The organism is Leifsonia sp. Y878, assembly GCF_057669685.1.
On record NZ_JBYHFS010000002.1, the window covers coordinates 842,106 to 855,397 of the forward strand.

Annotated in this window: 12 protein-coding genes; 5 read left to right on the forward strand and 7 right to left on the reverse strand. The window is 65.6% G+C overall.

Annotated elements, in window-relative coordinates:
• Positions 1-16: 16 nt before the first annotated feature.
• The 6 genes from AC25Y4_RS10105 to AC25Y4_RS10130 all read right to left on the reverse strand — a co-directional run bounded on the left by AC25Y4_RS10105 (position 17) and on the right by AC25Y4_RS10130 (position 6,841).
• Positions 17-1,261 (reverse strand): amidohydrolase, encoded by a 1,245-nt coding sequence (locus AC25Y4_RS10105; protein ID WP_488120261.1) that lies wholly within the window; start codon positions 1,259-1,261, stop codon positions 17-19.
• Between the two features lie 84 nt (positions 1,262-1,345).
• Entirely contained in the window at positions 1,346-1,594 is a 249-nt protein-coding gene (locus tag AC25Y4_RS10110; RefSeq protein WP_488120262.1) for a LapA family protein, read from the reverse strand.
• A gap of 37 nt (positions 1,595-1,631) precedes the next feature.
• Positions 1,632-2,648 carry an agmatine deiminase family protein gene (locus tag AC25Y4_RS10115; protein WP_488120470.1) on the reverse strand — a complete coding sequence of 339 codons (1,017 nt, stop codon included), beginning with the start codon at positions 2,646-2,648 and terminating at the stop codon, positions 1,632-1,634.
• A gap of 26 nt (positions 2,649-2,674) precedes the next feature.
• Positions 2,675-3,697, reverse strand: coding sequence for a nitrilase-related carbon-nitrogen hydrolase (locus AC25Y4_RS10120; RefSeq protein ID WP_488120263.1), 1,023 nt, complete (start codon positions 3,695-3,697; stop codon positions 2,675-2,677).
• Positions 3,697-5,346 carry an amidohydrolase gene (locus tag AC25Y4_RS10125; RefSeq protein ID WP_488120264.1) on the reverse strand — a complete coding sequence of 550 codons (1,650 nt, stop codon included), beginning with the start codon at positions 5,344-5,346 and terminating at the stop codon, positions 3,697-3,699. The genes AC25Y4_RS10120 and AC25Y4_RS10125 overlap by 1 nt, the downstream gene beginning before the upstream one ends.
• The gene (locus tag AC25Y4_RS10130) at positions 5,339-6,841 is read right to left on the reverse strand and encodes an APC family permease (RefSeq protein WP_488120265.1); all 1,503 of its coding nucleotides are present in this window, start codon (positions 6,839-6,841) and stop codon (positions 5,339-5,341) included. Before AC25Y4_RS10130 ends, AC25Y4_RS10125 begins: the two co-directional genes overlap by 8 nt.
• 80 nt (positions 6,842-6,921) lie before the next feature.
• Between AC25Y4_RS10130 and AC25Y4_RS10135 the strand changes: the two genes are divergently transcribed.
• The gene (locus AC25Y4_RS10135) at positions 6,922-7,569 is read left to right on the forward strand and encodes a TetR/AcrR family transcriptional regulator (RefSeq protein ID WP_488120266.1); all 648 of its coding nucleotides are present in this window, start codon (positions 6,922-6,924) and stop codon (positions 7,567-7,569) included.
• A gap of 191 nt (positions 7,570-7,760) precedes the next feature.
• Here AC25Y4_RS10135 and AC25Y4_RS10140 read toward each other — a convergent pair whose 3' ends face one another.
• Positions 7,761-8,852, reverse strand: a complete 1,092-nt coding sequence (locus AC25Y4_RS10140; protein WP_488120267.1) for a DUF2510 domain-containing protein — start codon at positions 8,850-8,852, stop codon at positions 7,761-7,763.
• Between the two features lie 202 nt (positions 8,853-9,054).
• Here AC25Y4_RS10140 and AC25Y4_RS10145 point away from each other — a divergent pair, with 202 nt between their 5' ends.
• Genes AC25Y4_RS10145 through AC25Y4_RS10160 form a run of 4 tightly spaced genes read left to right on the forward strand, consistent with a single transcriptional unit; the run spans position 9,055 to position 13,229 of the window.
• Positions 9,055-9,636, forward strand: a complete 582-nt coding sequence (locus AC25Y4_RS10145; protein ID WP_488120268.1) for a dihydrofolate reductase family protein — start codon at positions 9,055-9,057, stop codon at positions 9,634-9,636.
• A complete protein-coding gene (locus AC25Y4_RS10150; protein ID WP_488120269.1) occupies positions 9,633-10,505 on the forward strand; it encodes an SDR family oxidoreductase in 873 nt (290 codons plus the stop codon). The genes AC25Y4_RS10145 and AC25Y4_RS10150 overlap by 4 nt, the downstream gene beginning before the upstream one ends.
• Positions 10,506-10,542: 37 nt before the next feature.
• Positions 10,543-11,520, forward strand: coding sequence for a 4-hydroxy-tetrahydrodipicolinate synthase (dapA, locus tag AC25Y4_RS10155; RefSeq protein WP_488120270.1), 978 nt, complete (start codon positions 10,543-10,545; stop codon positions 11,518-11,520).
• A 32-nt stretch (positions 11,521-11,552) separates the two neighbouring features.
• Entirely contained in the window at positions 11,553-13,229 is a 1,677-nt protein-coding gene (locus AC25Y4_RS10160; protein WP_488120271.1) for a ribonuclease J, read from the forward strand.
• The last annotated feature ends 63 nt before the right edge of the window (positions 13,230-13,292 follow it).

The window sequence follows — 13,292 nt, forward strand, 5'->3', positions numbered from 1 at the left end:
CCACTGTGACCGCAGATTACGCGGGTGGCAGCCAGGTTCTCGTCGCCGTGACGAGCGCGGTGACTCCAATCGACAGCGTCGGCTCGATGACGGGAGCGTAGCGCGGTGAGTGGTTCGATGGCACGGTGAGCAGGGCAGGGTCTGTCATGTCACCCGTGGTGAACAGCGAAGGGTCTGTGCCGCCGAGCAGCCAGTACGACAGCGGGGCGCCTGAGCTCGTCGCGAGCACGCCGACGTCCTCGCTGCCGGCCCCCGCCCCCGGATCGAGGAGCTTGTCGGCACCCAGCCACGCCGCGAACGCGTCGAAGGTCTTCTTCAACGCCGCTGCGTCGTTCACGACGATCGGGAACCGCTCAATCTCGGTGATCGTCGGCTGCTCTGGCGCACCGGCCGTTGCAGCTTCGCCCCGCACAATACGATCGACGCTGCTCAGGATGCGCTCCCGAGTGGCGTCGTCGTAGCTGCGGATGTTCAACTGCAGCTCGGCAGAGCCGGGGATGACGTTGGCGGCGTCTCCGGCGTGGATAGAGCCGACGGTGAGTACCGCTGTCGCCGTGCTCGGGATCTCGCGGGAGATGATGGTCTGCAGGCGCAGCACCGTGTCGGCGGCCATCACGATGGGGTCGATGGAGGCCTCAGGGCGTGACCCGTGTGCTCCCTTTCCCACGAGGCGCACCCGCAATGAGTCGGAGCCCGCGTACGACGGACCGGGGTGGCCGGCTATCTTGCCGGCCGGCAGCGGGGCAACATGCTGGCCGAGCACCACATCGGGCTTGGGGAACCTCTCGAACAAGCCGTCGTCGACCATGGCCTGCGCGCCGGCGCCGAGTTCTTCAGCCGGCTGGAAGACCAGCATGAGAGTTCCAGACCAGCTGGCGGTGTCGGTGGAGAGCACCTCAGCTGCACCCAGGAGCGCGGTGATGTGCATGTCGTGGCCGCAGGCGTGGCCGACCGGCACGACTTTGCCATGCTCATCGGTCGCCGTGACGGTGCTGGCGTAGTCGAGGCCGGTATCTTCCTTCACCGGCAGGGCGTCCATGTCTGCCCGAAGCAGCGCCGTTGGACCTGACCCGTTCGTGAGCAGCCCGACGATACCGGTCTGTCCAACTCCTGTCGTGACGTCGAAGCCCAGTGCACGCAGCCGTTCAGACACGATGTCGCCGGTGCGATGCTCCTGAAAGCCAAGTTCCGGATGGCTGTGGATGTCTTTGTACAGATCAGCCAGCGTCGGATCTATGGTGATGTTCTCGTGTGGGCGCATGGTTGCGGCTTCCCCTCTGCTTGTCGCTGTCAGGGTAGCCAGAGGGTCGCCGGTTGACCAGAGGGTGATTGATGGAGCGTGGCGCTACTTCTTGTCGTTCCTGCGACGACTGCTGAAGTACCCGGCTAGCCAGCCGATCAGAAAGACGATGCTGATGGTCAACCACTGCGGAGCGGCAACGGTGAGCCACAGCAGGTCAACAGAGGCGGTGCCCGTGTTCTGCGCGATGAAGATCACCGCGAGGATCACCAACACGATGGCAACCCAATTGAGCGGCGTGAGCCGGGACAGGAAACTGCGCTTCTCGGTGCGGTTTTCAGCGGATGTCGACACTGTGCACTCCGTTCACTGGCGGTACGTACCGCAGAGCCTAGCGAACGGCGGGCTGTTGCTGGGTGATGCAGTGGATGCCTCCGCCGCGCTCGAAGAGCGGGCGGGCGTCAACGGTGACCACCCGGCGTCCTGGGTAGGCGTCGCCAAGGATGGCGACGGCATCCGCATCGCGCTCGTCGCCGAACGAGCAGGCGATGACGCCGTCGTTCACGAGCACGTGGTTGACGTAGCTGTAGTCGACGAATCCGCCGGCGTCGCGCAGCACGGTCGGGGCTGGCAGGTCGATGATCTCGAACGGGTTTCCTGCGGCATCCCTTGCCGCGGTGAGCGCCTCGCGGATGAGCGCGGTGACAGCGAAGTCGGGATGTGCGGGGTCGCGCTGGTCGTGCAGCAATACTCGGCCTGGCGATGCAATGGTGGCGACGATGTCGACGTGGCCACTGGTGCCGAATTCCGCTGAGTCGCGGGTGAGGCCGCGGGGGAGCCACACGGTGTTGGTCGTGCCAAGGGTGCGAGCGAATTCGGCTTCCACTGCTGCGCGGGAGATGCCGGGGTTTCGCCCTGGATCCCGCTGCACCGTCTCGGTGACGAACACCGTGCCGAGCCCGTCGACGTGGATGCCGCCGCCCTCGTTGACGAGGGTGGACTCGATGCAGTCTGCGCCGGCCCACTCTGCGACAGCGGGGCCAAGGGTGCTGTCGTGCTCCCAGCTGGCCCACTCCTGCTGGCCCCAGCCGTTGAACACCCAGGTGACCGCGCCGAGCCGACCTGGTTCGTCGTCATTGACCACGAAGGTAGGGCCGCTGTCGCGAATCCAGGCGTCGTCGAGCTCACGAACGTGCAGCTCGATCGACGCGTCGAGGTAGCGCGGGGCGAGGTCGGCGTCGCGCGGGGCGACAACGACAGACACCGGCTCGAAGTCCGCCGCCGCGTTGGCAACGGCCGCCCACGTCTGCCTGGCCGTCTCAGCCTCTGCCGCGCTCTCGCCGAGGGTGTAGCCGCTGGTCGGCCAGGCCAGCCACAGGCGTTCGTGACGGTCGCCCTCTGCGGGCATCCGCCATCCGCTTGAGGGTGAAAGCGTCACGGCACACGCCGTGTCGATCGGCCCGTTTCGACCGGCGCGGTCAGCACGCCGTACGTGTCTGGACGCCGGGTGGCCAGGAACGGGAACAGGTCGAGCCAGTCGTCCCGCTGGCCAAGGTCGAGGTCGGCAACCAGCACGCAGGCTTCGTCGCGCGGCGCCTCGACGAGCACGCGGCCGTATGGATCGCTGATGAACGACGAGCCGTAGAAGGTGTTGCCCGGCGTGCCGTCTGGCTTGATCTCGGCTCCCGTGCGGTTGGGCACGACCATGAACAGGCCGTTGGCGATGCCGTTGCCGACAATCACCTGGCGCCAGAGCGGCATGGTGTCGAAGTCGGGGTGGTCGGGTTCTGAGCCGATCGCCGTCGGGTAGACCACGAGGTTCGCGCCGCCCAGCGCGTACGCCCTGGCGACCTCTGGGAACCATTCGTCCCAGCAGGTCGGCAGGCCGAGGCGGGCGCCGGCCAGGTCGTCGAGTGCATAGACGGGGTACGGCTCGTCGGCCGGGCCCTGCCGGAAGTACTTGTCTTCGTAGTAGCCGGCCGTGACCGGGATATGCAGCTTGTTCGTTGCCGCGGCGAGGTCGCCGGCGGGGCTGACGATGATGGCCGTGTTGAGGCCGAGTCCGTCGCTCTGGCCATCGGCACCCAGTGCCGTGCGATACAGCGACACGTGCACGTAGCAGCCGGTTCGACGGGCAGCCGATTCCGCGAACTCCAGTGTCGGACCCGTCGCGAGGTCTTCGGCCTGGTCGCTGGCCACGCCCGTGGGAATGGTGTCGGCCGGGTAGCGGCTCAGCGTGATCTCCGGCAGGAACACGATCTGGGCGCCGGCGGCCGCTGCCGCGTCGACGGCCTCGTCCAGCCAGGAGCGGAGGGCCACGGCATCCGCTTGCCAGGCGTGCTGGACCAGGGCGACGCGCAGGGGAGCGGCCGGCGCACGATCGACGTGGGCCAGCGAGGGGAAGTCGCCGCTCGATTCGATGACGCGGATGTTCGATTCACGTGGCGTCGTTGCCATTAGATCTCTCCCTGGTAGTCCTTGCCGCGGTACTGCAGGGATCCGGCAACGATGGTGGCGACGATGGGAACGTCAGCCAGGTCGTCTGCGCCGAGCGCCAGCGGGTCTGCGCCGAAAACGGTGAGGTCAGCGTACCGCCCAGGTGCGATGGTGCCGCTTTGATCTAGCTGCCCGATCGAGGCAGCTGCATGGCTCGTGTAGCCCTCCAGCGCCATCCTGGCCGTGAGCGCCTGCTCCGGCTGGCAGGGCGCGGCCTCCGGGTGGCCGACCTGCCTGCGGAGCTGGGCATCGGCCATGATCGCGCGCGGGTCGAACGGTGCGATCGGCCAGTCAGAGCCGAGGGCGAGGATAGCGCCGCTGTCGCGAATGTCCCTCGTCGGAAATCCGCGAGCGGTGCGCTCAGGCCCGAGGCGACGCGACCAGTTGTCGCTGCCGTCTGGCTTCGTGTAGTGCGTGCAGTGCGTTGGCTGCATGCTCGCGGCGACACCGAGGGCGGCGAACCGCGCAACGACTGCCGCGGGCGCCGTTTCAATGTGTTCGACGCGGTGGGTGACCGTTCTTTCAAGCATCGCCATGGTGTCGAGCACGTACTCAATGCCGGCGTCGCCGATGGAGTGGGTGGCAGTGGCCACGCCGTGCGCGTCGAGCCAGCTGAGGGCGGCGCGATACGAGGCGGGGTCTGGCCAGAAGCTGTCGCGGGACTGGCCGAGGGAGTCCGGCTGGGCGAGCCAGGCCGTTCCATTGTCGATGGTGCCGTCGATGAACAGCTTGACGCCTTCGACGCTCCAGCGTCGGCCGTACTCGCCTTGCAGCGCGAGCAGTTCCTGAAGGTCGGCTTCCGTGGCGCCGGGGTTGCACCATGGCGCAAAGCGCAGTCGCAGCGGCAGATCGAGCTCGGCTTCGAGGGCGTGCAGCATGTCGACCGGTGAGCCGGTGAAGTCCATGGCGTGACCGCCGGTGAGGCCGGTGGCTGACATCTGGTGGAGGATGTCGAGGAACCGACCGGCCAGAACTTCGGGCCCGTCCTCCGGCAGGTGCTGCTGGACGAGGTCCATGGCATCCCACTCGTACAGCATGCCGGTGGGCGTGCCGGTTTCGTCACAGGCGATGCTGGAGGCCTGGCCGAAATCGCGCGGCCCGGTCACAGCGGCGATCTCAAGGGCGCGCGGGTTGGCCAATGCAGAATGCCCGTCGAACAGGCGCAGGAACATCGGCAGGCCATGTGTGACGGTGTCGAAGACATCCCCGCGGATGTCGTCTGTGCCGAACACGTTCAGGTTCAGTCCCCAGCCGAGCACCCAGTCGTCACGCGACAGGTCGGCAGCGTATGCCGCGAGTACGGCGCGGGCCTCCTCAATGGTGCTGGCGCTCGTGAGGTCGGCCCCGCTTGCCAGCGCGGCACCCATGATCGGGTGGATGTGCGCGTCCGTGAGCCCCGGCGTGATGGTGGCGTCCCCGAGGTCGAGCGACGTCTCTGCCTGCCAGCTGGCGGCATCCGCTCTCGTGCCAACGGTGACGATGGAGCCATTGCGGATGCCGATCGAGGTGATGGCGGCATCCGTTGTGCGGGTGCTGTCTGTGTCAGCGGTCGTCATGGTGTGCACCTGGGCAGCGTGCACGACGAGGTCGAGGGGAGTGGCGTCAGACATTGCGCAGGCCTCCGATGCGGGCGTAGATGTCGGGGCGGCGACGCTTGATGACGGCGGCGGCGATGACGCCGACCAGGAACACCGTGGGGGTGACGGCGACGAGAATCGCGTTGAACAGCACGTCGGTTGAGCCGGTGAGCAGCTCCATGGTCGACGTGACGAGAATGGTGACCGTGAGGAGCGCGATGGTGGCAAGGACGGCCGCCGGTACCACGTACCAGCGTCGGGCAAGCTCGCGGTGACGCACGAAGAAGACGATGACGGCGGCGCTGGTGAGCGCCTGCAGCATGGTGATGCCGATCACGCCTGGGGTGTTCACCCAGATGAGCAACTGCAGGTAGGGATCGAGGCCGAGCACGGCGAAGAAGGCGACCACAATGATGGCCACGACCGACTGCACGATTCCGGAGACATACGGGGTGCGGCGAACGGGGTGCAGCTTTCCGAAGCGTGCAGGCAGCACTCCGTCGCGGCTGAGCGACAGCGTGTAGCGGTTGATCGCGTTGTGGAACGCGAGCTGCGAGGCGAAGACGCTGGTCACGATGAGGATGTACATCAGGGCGACGCCCCAGTCGCCGACGTACTGCTGCATGGCGACGAAGGCCAGGTCAGCGGTGTGCTCACCGGCGACCGCGACGATCTCGGCGCTGCCGAACGCCTGCACGAGGATCCAGACGGAGAAGGTGTAGAAAATGGCCATGAAGCCGACGGCGATGTAGGTGGCGCGCGGCAGGGTGCGGTCGGGGTTGCGTGCTTCCTCGCGGTAGAGCGCGGATGACTCGAAGCCCATGAACGCGGCGAACGCGAAGCCAAGGATGGCGGCGACGCCAGGGACGAAGACGTTCTGTGGTGCGAATGAGTCGAACGTGAAACCGGATGCCCCGCCAGCGGCAAGGACGGCGACGGCCAGCACGAGCAGAATTGCGGTCTCAAGGGTGAGCAGCACGACGAGTACCCTGGCCCCGATATCGATGCCGCGGTAGCCGAGCACGTAGACGAGCCCGATGGCAACGGCCGCGAAGACCCACCACGGCACGTCAATGCCGGTGAACGCGGTGAACGCGCCGGCCGCCTGCACGCCGAGCAGGCCGTAGAGACCGATCTGGAGCGCGTTGTACGAGACGACGGCGACGAGACCAGCGCCGAGGCCTGCATGCCGGCCGAGAGCATTGGCGATGTAGCTGTAGAAACCACCGAGTGCCTTGACGTGCTTCGTCATCGCCATGAACCCAACGGCGAACAAGGCGAGCACGAGGCCGGCGATGAGGTAGGCGCTCGGAGAGCCGATGCCGCCGATGCTGATCGCCAGCGGAGCGACACCCGCGATGATCGTGAGCGGTGCAGCAGCAGAGACCACGATGAAGGCGATCGACGCTGTGCCGAGGACATTCTTCTTCAGGCCGGCAGGCGTGCCGCTGGGGTCGGGCGTGCCGCTGGGAGAGGGGGCTGGGATCGACGTTGATTCCGCCGCACTACCTGTGTTAACGAATGTCATTCGTTTAGTATGTTGAGCACGTATTACGCGGTCAAGACCCAAATATGACGGCTGTGTAAATTCGATTCAGGAGGAACGTCATGCCTCGACCCCACGTAGCCCTTCTTTCGGTCGACATCATCACTGACGCGAGCATTCGCCTGCTTCAGGCAACGGGAGAGTTCACCATTCCGGGGCTCGCCAAGAGTCTCGGTGTGACGCCGTCATCCCTCTACAACCACGTCAGCGGCCGCGAAGAGATCATCGAACTCATGCGCGGCAAGCTGCTCGAGCAGTACCCCGTTGACGTCGGGGTGCTGGGGGCGTCCTCCCCGCCCGTCGGCTGGGAGGCGCTGGTGCTGGCCACGGTACGAGCCATGCGCCGCACCTATTCACAGGTACCGGCGCTTGTGCCGCTGTTGTTCAGGCAGACCATCACGCACCCAGCTGCCATCGACGTGTATGACCGCGTTGCGACGAAGTTCAGCGAAGCCGGGGTGCCAGACGACGATCTCATCCCCATGATCTGCATGCTCGACAGCTTCGCGTTCGGCGCTGCGCTCGACACGCACGCGCCGAGCGAGGTCTGGCGCTTTCCCGAATCACCGGGAGCGGATGCCGCTGCCCCCAGCCCATTGCAGCGTGCGATCGCAGCCAACGACGCTGCAACCCGCGCGGAGCGCTCGTTCGAGTACGGCTGCGAGCTGCTGATAGCCGGCTTGCGCCAGCGGATGCCGCTCCAGGCCTGACCCCCGTCCCTCCGTCTCGCACCCCCGTTGGTCGAGGAGGCCCGCCAGGGCCGTCTCGAGACCTGCACACCAGGCCGCTCCTACCGCTTCGAGCGGAGTTTTTGCGACACGCCGACGACACACGCCATGTCTGCTCGGCGTTTCACAATTTCTCCGCCTGAACTACGGGTGCAGGTGGTTGACGTGGCCGTTCACGCCTGCTCGGGAAGCGCCCCAGGAACCGAGTAGTAGTACGCCCCGTCGAATCCGTCCATCTCGACGTTGATCGGCTGGGTCGTGCCCGTGGCATCCGTCGCCGTGCAGGTGAACGTGAGTGAGAACGATGTCAGCGTGTCTGGGCACTCGACCGTGTAGGTGGCGCCGCTCGACTGGAGGTCTGCGCTGATGCTCTGCTCGATGCCTCGCATCATCTCCGGCACGTAGGCAGCCAGCACCGCGAAGCTGAGGAGCACACTGCTGCCAACGACAATGATCAGGTTGATGATCCATACCCAGAGGGGTGCGGAACCCACGCCGGCGTTCCGTCGCAGCACAACGGTACGGGCGATGAGATAGCTGAGTGGTCCGAGGAGCGCCCATGCCCAATGGGGCACGGTGTCGTGCCCCCACGTGCTCAGCCTTTTGCGGTCTCGCCCCGCCCACGTGAGCGTGAGGAGAAGCGGAAGTACGAGCAGACGAAGCTGCGCCCAGATACTGCTGTGCTGGGCGCTCACCATGAACCACAAGACCATGCAGACGAGTGTCATCCACGGCGTGAAGGCGATCAGCCAGACCGAAAGGGTGTTCCAGCGACTGGGGATAACGCGATAGGCGGTGACCGGTGCGTGTATGACAGCGGATCGAAACGTGTCGACCTTCTCGGTTTCGTCATCCCAGCCGTAGCTGGAGACCGGGGCGATGCGCGGGACAGGGGGAGTGAGGGCAGTTGCTGAGTCGGCAGCGCGTTCCCGCAGCTCACGCCGGCTGAGGGGTGCTGCGGATTCTGCCCGCTCGGGAGCCGCTGCGCTCGCCGCAGCGTCGCGGGCATCCGTTTCTGCGGGAATCTGAGCGGTGGGGGAGTCATCCGTCGTGGTTGACTCGTGATTGGCCGTCAGGGCAGAAGCACTAGTTGTGGCGGTGGCGGGCGATGCCGCTCCCGGGGCCTCCGTCGGCGTATTGATCAGCTCTGGGAGCGGTGCGAGGTGTTCCGTCCAGGACGCCCCGCTCCACCAGCGAAGCTGGCGGCCATGCTGCGGGTCAACGTACCAGCCAGCGGGTACGACGAAGCCGGGTTCTGCGCGCACCAATGAGCCCCCCCCATTGTTGAAGTACAAGCAAATTGAGGCTGGCAGAAGCGGTCTGCGGTTGCTTACCCCAGTGCAGGGGTCGATGACGCCCCGAAGAAGTGACTGGCGCCGGCTGGCTGGGTCGCCGGTGAGATCCGCCACCGGCCAGCTGTGCCACCGGCCAGCTGCGGCGTCGGTGCCCGGTGGTAGCGTGCGAAGTATGACGGTGAACTTTGCAGCATCCGTATTCATTGGTACCAGCCTCGACGGATTCATCGCGAGGGAGAACGGCGACCTCGACTGGCTGACCAGTTCCGCAGCCGCACTCGGAGACACCGGATACGACGCATTCTTCGACTCGATCGACACGTTGGTCGTGGGTCGGACAACCTACGAGACCATCCTCGGATTCGGGCAATGGCCCTATGAGGGCAAGCGCGTACTGGTCCTCAGCCGCAGGCTTGCGCACGAGTCGGAGGCGGCGGCTGCCGCAGGGACTGCGGGGCCACGATTCGAAGCGCTCACCAGCGTGCACGGTTGCCTCGATGACGCCGTGGCCACCCTCACGAGCGAAGGCGCTCACCGCGTCTACGTTGACGGCGGCCAGACCATCCAGTCCTTCCTTCGGGCCGGCCTCATCACCGACCTCACCATCACCAGGGCGCCCGTGCTGCTCGGCAGCGGTGCGTCGCTGTTCGGCCCTCTGGATCACGACATCACCCTCGCACTCACCGGAACGCGGGAGCTCGGTGCCGGATTCACCCAGTCAACGTACGAGGTAGTGAAGGAGAGCGCAGCATGACACGCATTGCAGTGACCGGGGCTACAGGCCACATCGGCTCCCGCGTGGCCAGGGGGCTGGTTGACCAGGCATCTAGCGACGAACTCACCGTTCGCCTGATCGTGCGCGACGCCGCACGAGCACCGCGGCTCGGCGGCGCAGAGAACGGCGCGGCGAATGACACAGAGATCGGCGTCGCCGAATACCGCGATGCGGCCGCCGCCGAGAAAGCTCTCGACGGGGTCGACGTGCTCTTCATGGTCTCGGCCCACGAATCGGCAGACCGGGTGCACGAGCACGTCACCTTCATCACCGCGGCCGCCAGGGCTGGCGTTCGCCACATCGTCTACACCTCATTTGTCGGAGCCGGGCACGCCGCCGGCTTCACGCTGGCCCGCGACCACGGCGCCACAGAGGCCGCCATTCGCGACACCGGCATGGACTACACGTTCCTCCGCGACAACTTTTACCTCGACCTGCTGCCAGAATTCGCCGACGAGAACGGCGTGATCCGGGGTCCGGCCGGCGACGGCGTCACGGCCGCTGTCGCCAGGGCAGACGTGGCGGATGTCGCGACAACCGTTCTCCTGCATCCAGACCAGCACGTGAACACCATCTACGAACTCACCGGGGGAGAGGCCCTGAGCTTCGCAGACGTCGCGCGTCGGGCATCCGCTGCAACGGGAAAAGAATTTACCTTCGTCAATGAAACGCTGGAGGAGGCGTTCGCCTCCCGCGCCCACTACGGCGCACCAGACTGGCAGGTTGAGGCGTGGGTCAGCACGTATACCGCGATCGCAGATGGTGAACTGGCGCGGGTCACCACCGAGGTGCAGGCTATTACCGGGCACGCCCCGCGCACATTGGAAGACGTGCTCGCCAATCGTTAGGCGTTTGATTGCGTCTCAACCCGATACCCTGTAAAACGTGTCTACGTCTTTGAATCCCTTCGGTCAGGTTCTCGTCGCTCTTGTCACCCCCTTCACCGCGGACGGTGAAGTGGACTGGCCTGGCGTCGAGAAGCACATCGACGACGTCATCAACGCAGGAGCGGATGGCATCGTCGTCACCGGCACGACCGGTGAGACCTCCACCCTGACCGACCCGGAGAAGCTGAAGCTCGTCGAGGTCGGCAAGGCCGTCGCCTCCGGGCGCGCCAAGATCATCACGGGCGGTGGCTCGAACGAGACGGCCCACGCGATTGAGCTCGCCAAGCGCAGCGAGAAGGCCGGCGCCGACGGCAACATGATCGTCACGCCGTACTACAACAAGCCAACCCAGGCGGGAGTGCTCACCCACTTCCGGATGATCGCCGATGCAACAGATCTGCCGGTCATCCTGTACGACATCCCGGGGCGCACCGGCGTTCCGATTGCCTACGAGACCATCCTGCGGGCGGCCAAGCACCCCAACATCCGTGCCATCAAGGATGCCAAGGGCGACTTCGCGCAGGCCAGCCGCGTGCTGAACCAGACAGACCTGCTCTACTTCTCCGGCGATGACGCCAACATCCTGCCGCACCTGGCCATTGGTGCGACCGGACTCATCGGCGTCACCGCCAATGTCGCAGCCGGGCCGTACCGCGTCATCATCGACGCGGTCAACGCCGGCGACCTGACGACGGCCACCGCAGCACACCAGCAGCTCGAACCGCTGGTGCGCGCTGTCATGACCCACGTGCCTGGCACCGTCGCGGCCAAGTACATCCTGCACGGACTGGGCCGCATCAGTAGCCCGCGCGTGCGCCTGCCCCTGGTCGGCCCAGAGGAATGGGAGGCCGCGAAGATCGAAGACGAGATCGACCTGGTCACAGACATTCCTGGCGTCGACTTCTCGAACTTCCGCCCTGACCGCAACGCCGCCGCTGGCGGCGCATTGCCGAAGGTTGCGGGCACTACACGCTAATCACACCCGAAATAATCACCTGAGGAGGGCATATGCCCAACGACGTATACGATCCGCCCAAGCTCAAGCCGGGCACACTCCGCATCACCCCGATCGGCGGAATCGGCGAAATCGGCCGAAACATGACCACCTTCGAAATCGACGGCAAGATTCTGATCGTCGACTGCGGAGTGTTGTTCCCCGAAGAGCACCAGCCCGGTGTTGACCTGATCCTGCCCGACTTCAGCCCGATCCGTGACCGTCTTGACGACGTGCTCGGCATTGTTCTGACGCACGGTCACGAAGACCACATCGGTGCGGTTCCCTACCTGCTCAAGCTGCGCGCCGACATCCCGCTGATCGGCTCTGCCCTGACGCTCGCCTTCATCGAAGCCAAGCTCAAGGAACACCGCATCAAGCCGTTCACGCTCACGGTGAAGGAGGGCCAGGAAGAAATCATCGGCCCGTTCGAACTGGAGTTCGTGGCCGTCAACCACTCGATCCCCGACGCGCTTGCCGTCGCCATCTTCACCGATGGTGGCTCAGTGCTGCACACCGGTGACTTCAAGATGGACCAGCTGCCGCTCGACAACCGTCTCACCGACCTGCGCGACTTCGCGCGTCTCGGTGAAGAGGGCATCGACCTGTTCCTGGTCGACTCGACCAACGCTGACGTTCCCGGCTTCACGCCGAGCGAGCGCGCCATCGGCCCCGTGCTCGATGACGTCATCGCCCGCGCGCCGCGTCGTGTGATCGTGGCCAGCTTCTCCAGCCACGTGCACCGTGTGCAGCAGGTGCTTGACGCCGCTCACGCCAACGGTCGCCGCGTTGCCCTGCTCGGCCGTTCGATGGTGCGCAACATGACCATCGCTGCCGACCTCGGCTACCTCAAGGTGCCGGCCAACGTGCTGATCGACTTCAAGAAGGCCAAGGACATCCCAGACGACAAGATCGTCTACATGTCCACCGGGTCGCAGGGCGAGCCGATGGCAGTGCTCAGCCGCATGGTCAACAAGGACCACCAGATCGAGGTCGGCGAGGGCGACACCGTCATCCTGGCGTCCAGCCTGATCCCCGGCAACGAGAACGCGGTCTACCGCATCATCGACGGCCTCACGAAGCTCGGCGCCAACGTCGTACACAAGGGCAACGCCAAGGTGCACGTCTCCGGACACGCTGCCGCAGGCGAACTGCTCTACGTCTACAACATCCTGAAGCCGAAGAACGTGCTCCCGGTTCACGGTGAATTCCGTCACCTGGTCGCCCAGCAGAAGATCGCCGTCTCGAGCGGTATCCCGATCGAGAACACGATCCTCGCCGAAGACGGTACCGTCATCGACCTGCTCGATGGCGTCGCAACCGTCGTCGGCCAGCTCGACCTCGGCTTCGTCTACGTTGACGGCTCGACCGTCGGCGGCGTAACGGATGCCGACCTCAAGGATCGCCGCGTCCTCGCCGAAGAGGGATTCATCTCCATCATCGTCGTGGTCGATGCCAAGACCGGCAAGATCATCTCCGGCCCTGAGATCCACGCTAAGGGCTTCGCCGAGCAGGATTCCGTCTTCGACGCGATCATCCCCAAGATCGCCGCTGCTCTCGAAGAGGCATCGCACAACGGTGTCCACGACTCGCACGCGCTGTCGCAGGTCATCCGTCGCATCGTCGGTCGCTGGGTGTCCGGCAGCCTGCGCCGCCGTCCGATGATCGTTCCACTGGTCATCGAGGCGTAAGCCACAACACGCACAACGACAGCGGGATGAGCATCATGCTCATCCCGCTTTTGTGTGCCCGCC

Excerpts from the sequence above, each read along its gene's own strand:
- AC25Y4_RS10125 (WP_488120264.1), bottom strand. The coding sequence starts at position 5,346 with ATGTCTGACGCCACTCCCCTCGACCTCGTCGTGCACGCTGCCCAGGTG.
- AC25Y4_RS10145 (WP_488120268.1), top strand. The coding sequence starts at position 9,055 with ATGACGGTGAACTTTGCAGCATCCGTATTCATTGGTACCAGCCTCGAC.
- AC25Y4_RS10150 (WP_488120269.1), top strand. The coding sequence starts at position 9,633 with ATGACACGCATTGCAGTGACCGGGGCTACAGGCCACATCGGCTCCCGC.
- AC25Y4_RS10135 (WP_488120266.1), top strand. The coding sequence starts at position 6,922 with ATGCCTCGACCCCACGTAGCCCTTCTTTCGGTCGACATCATCACTGAC.
- AC25Y4_RS10120 (WP_488120263.1), bottom strand. The coding sequence starts at position 3,697 with ATGGCAACGACGCCACGTGAATCGAACATCCGCGTCATCGAATCGAGC.
- AC25Y4_RS10130 (WP_488120265.1), bottom strand. The coding sequence starts at position 6,841 with ATGACATTCGTTAACACAGGTAGTGCGGCGGAATCAACGTCGATCCCA.
- AC25Y4_RS10115 (WP_488120470.1), bottom strand. The coding sequence starts at position 2,648 with ATGCCCGCAGAGGGCGACCGTCACGAACGCCTGTGGCTGGCCTGGCCG.
- AC25Y4_RS10105 (WP_488120261.1), bottom strand. The coding sequence starts at position 1,261 with ATGCGCCCACACGAGAACATCACCATAGATCCGACGCTGGCTGATCTG.
- AC25Y4_RS10160 (WP_488120271.1), top strand. The coding sequence starts at position 11,553 with ATGCCCAACGACGTATACGATCCGCCCAAGCTCAAGCCGGGCACACTC.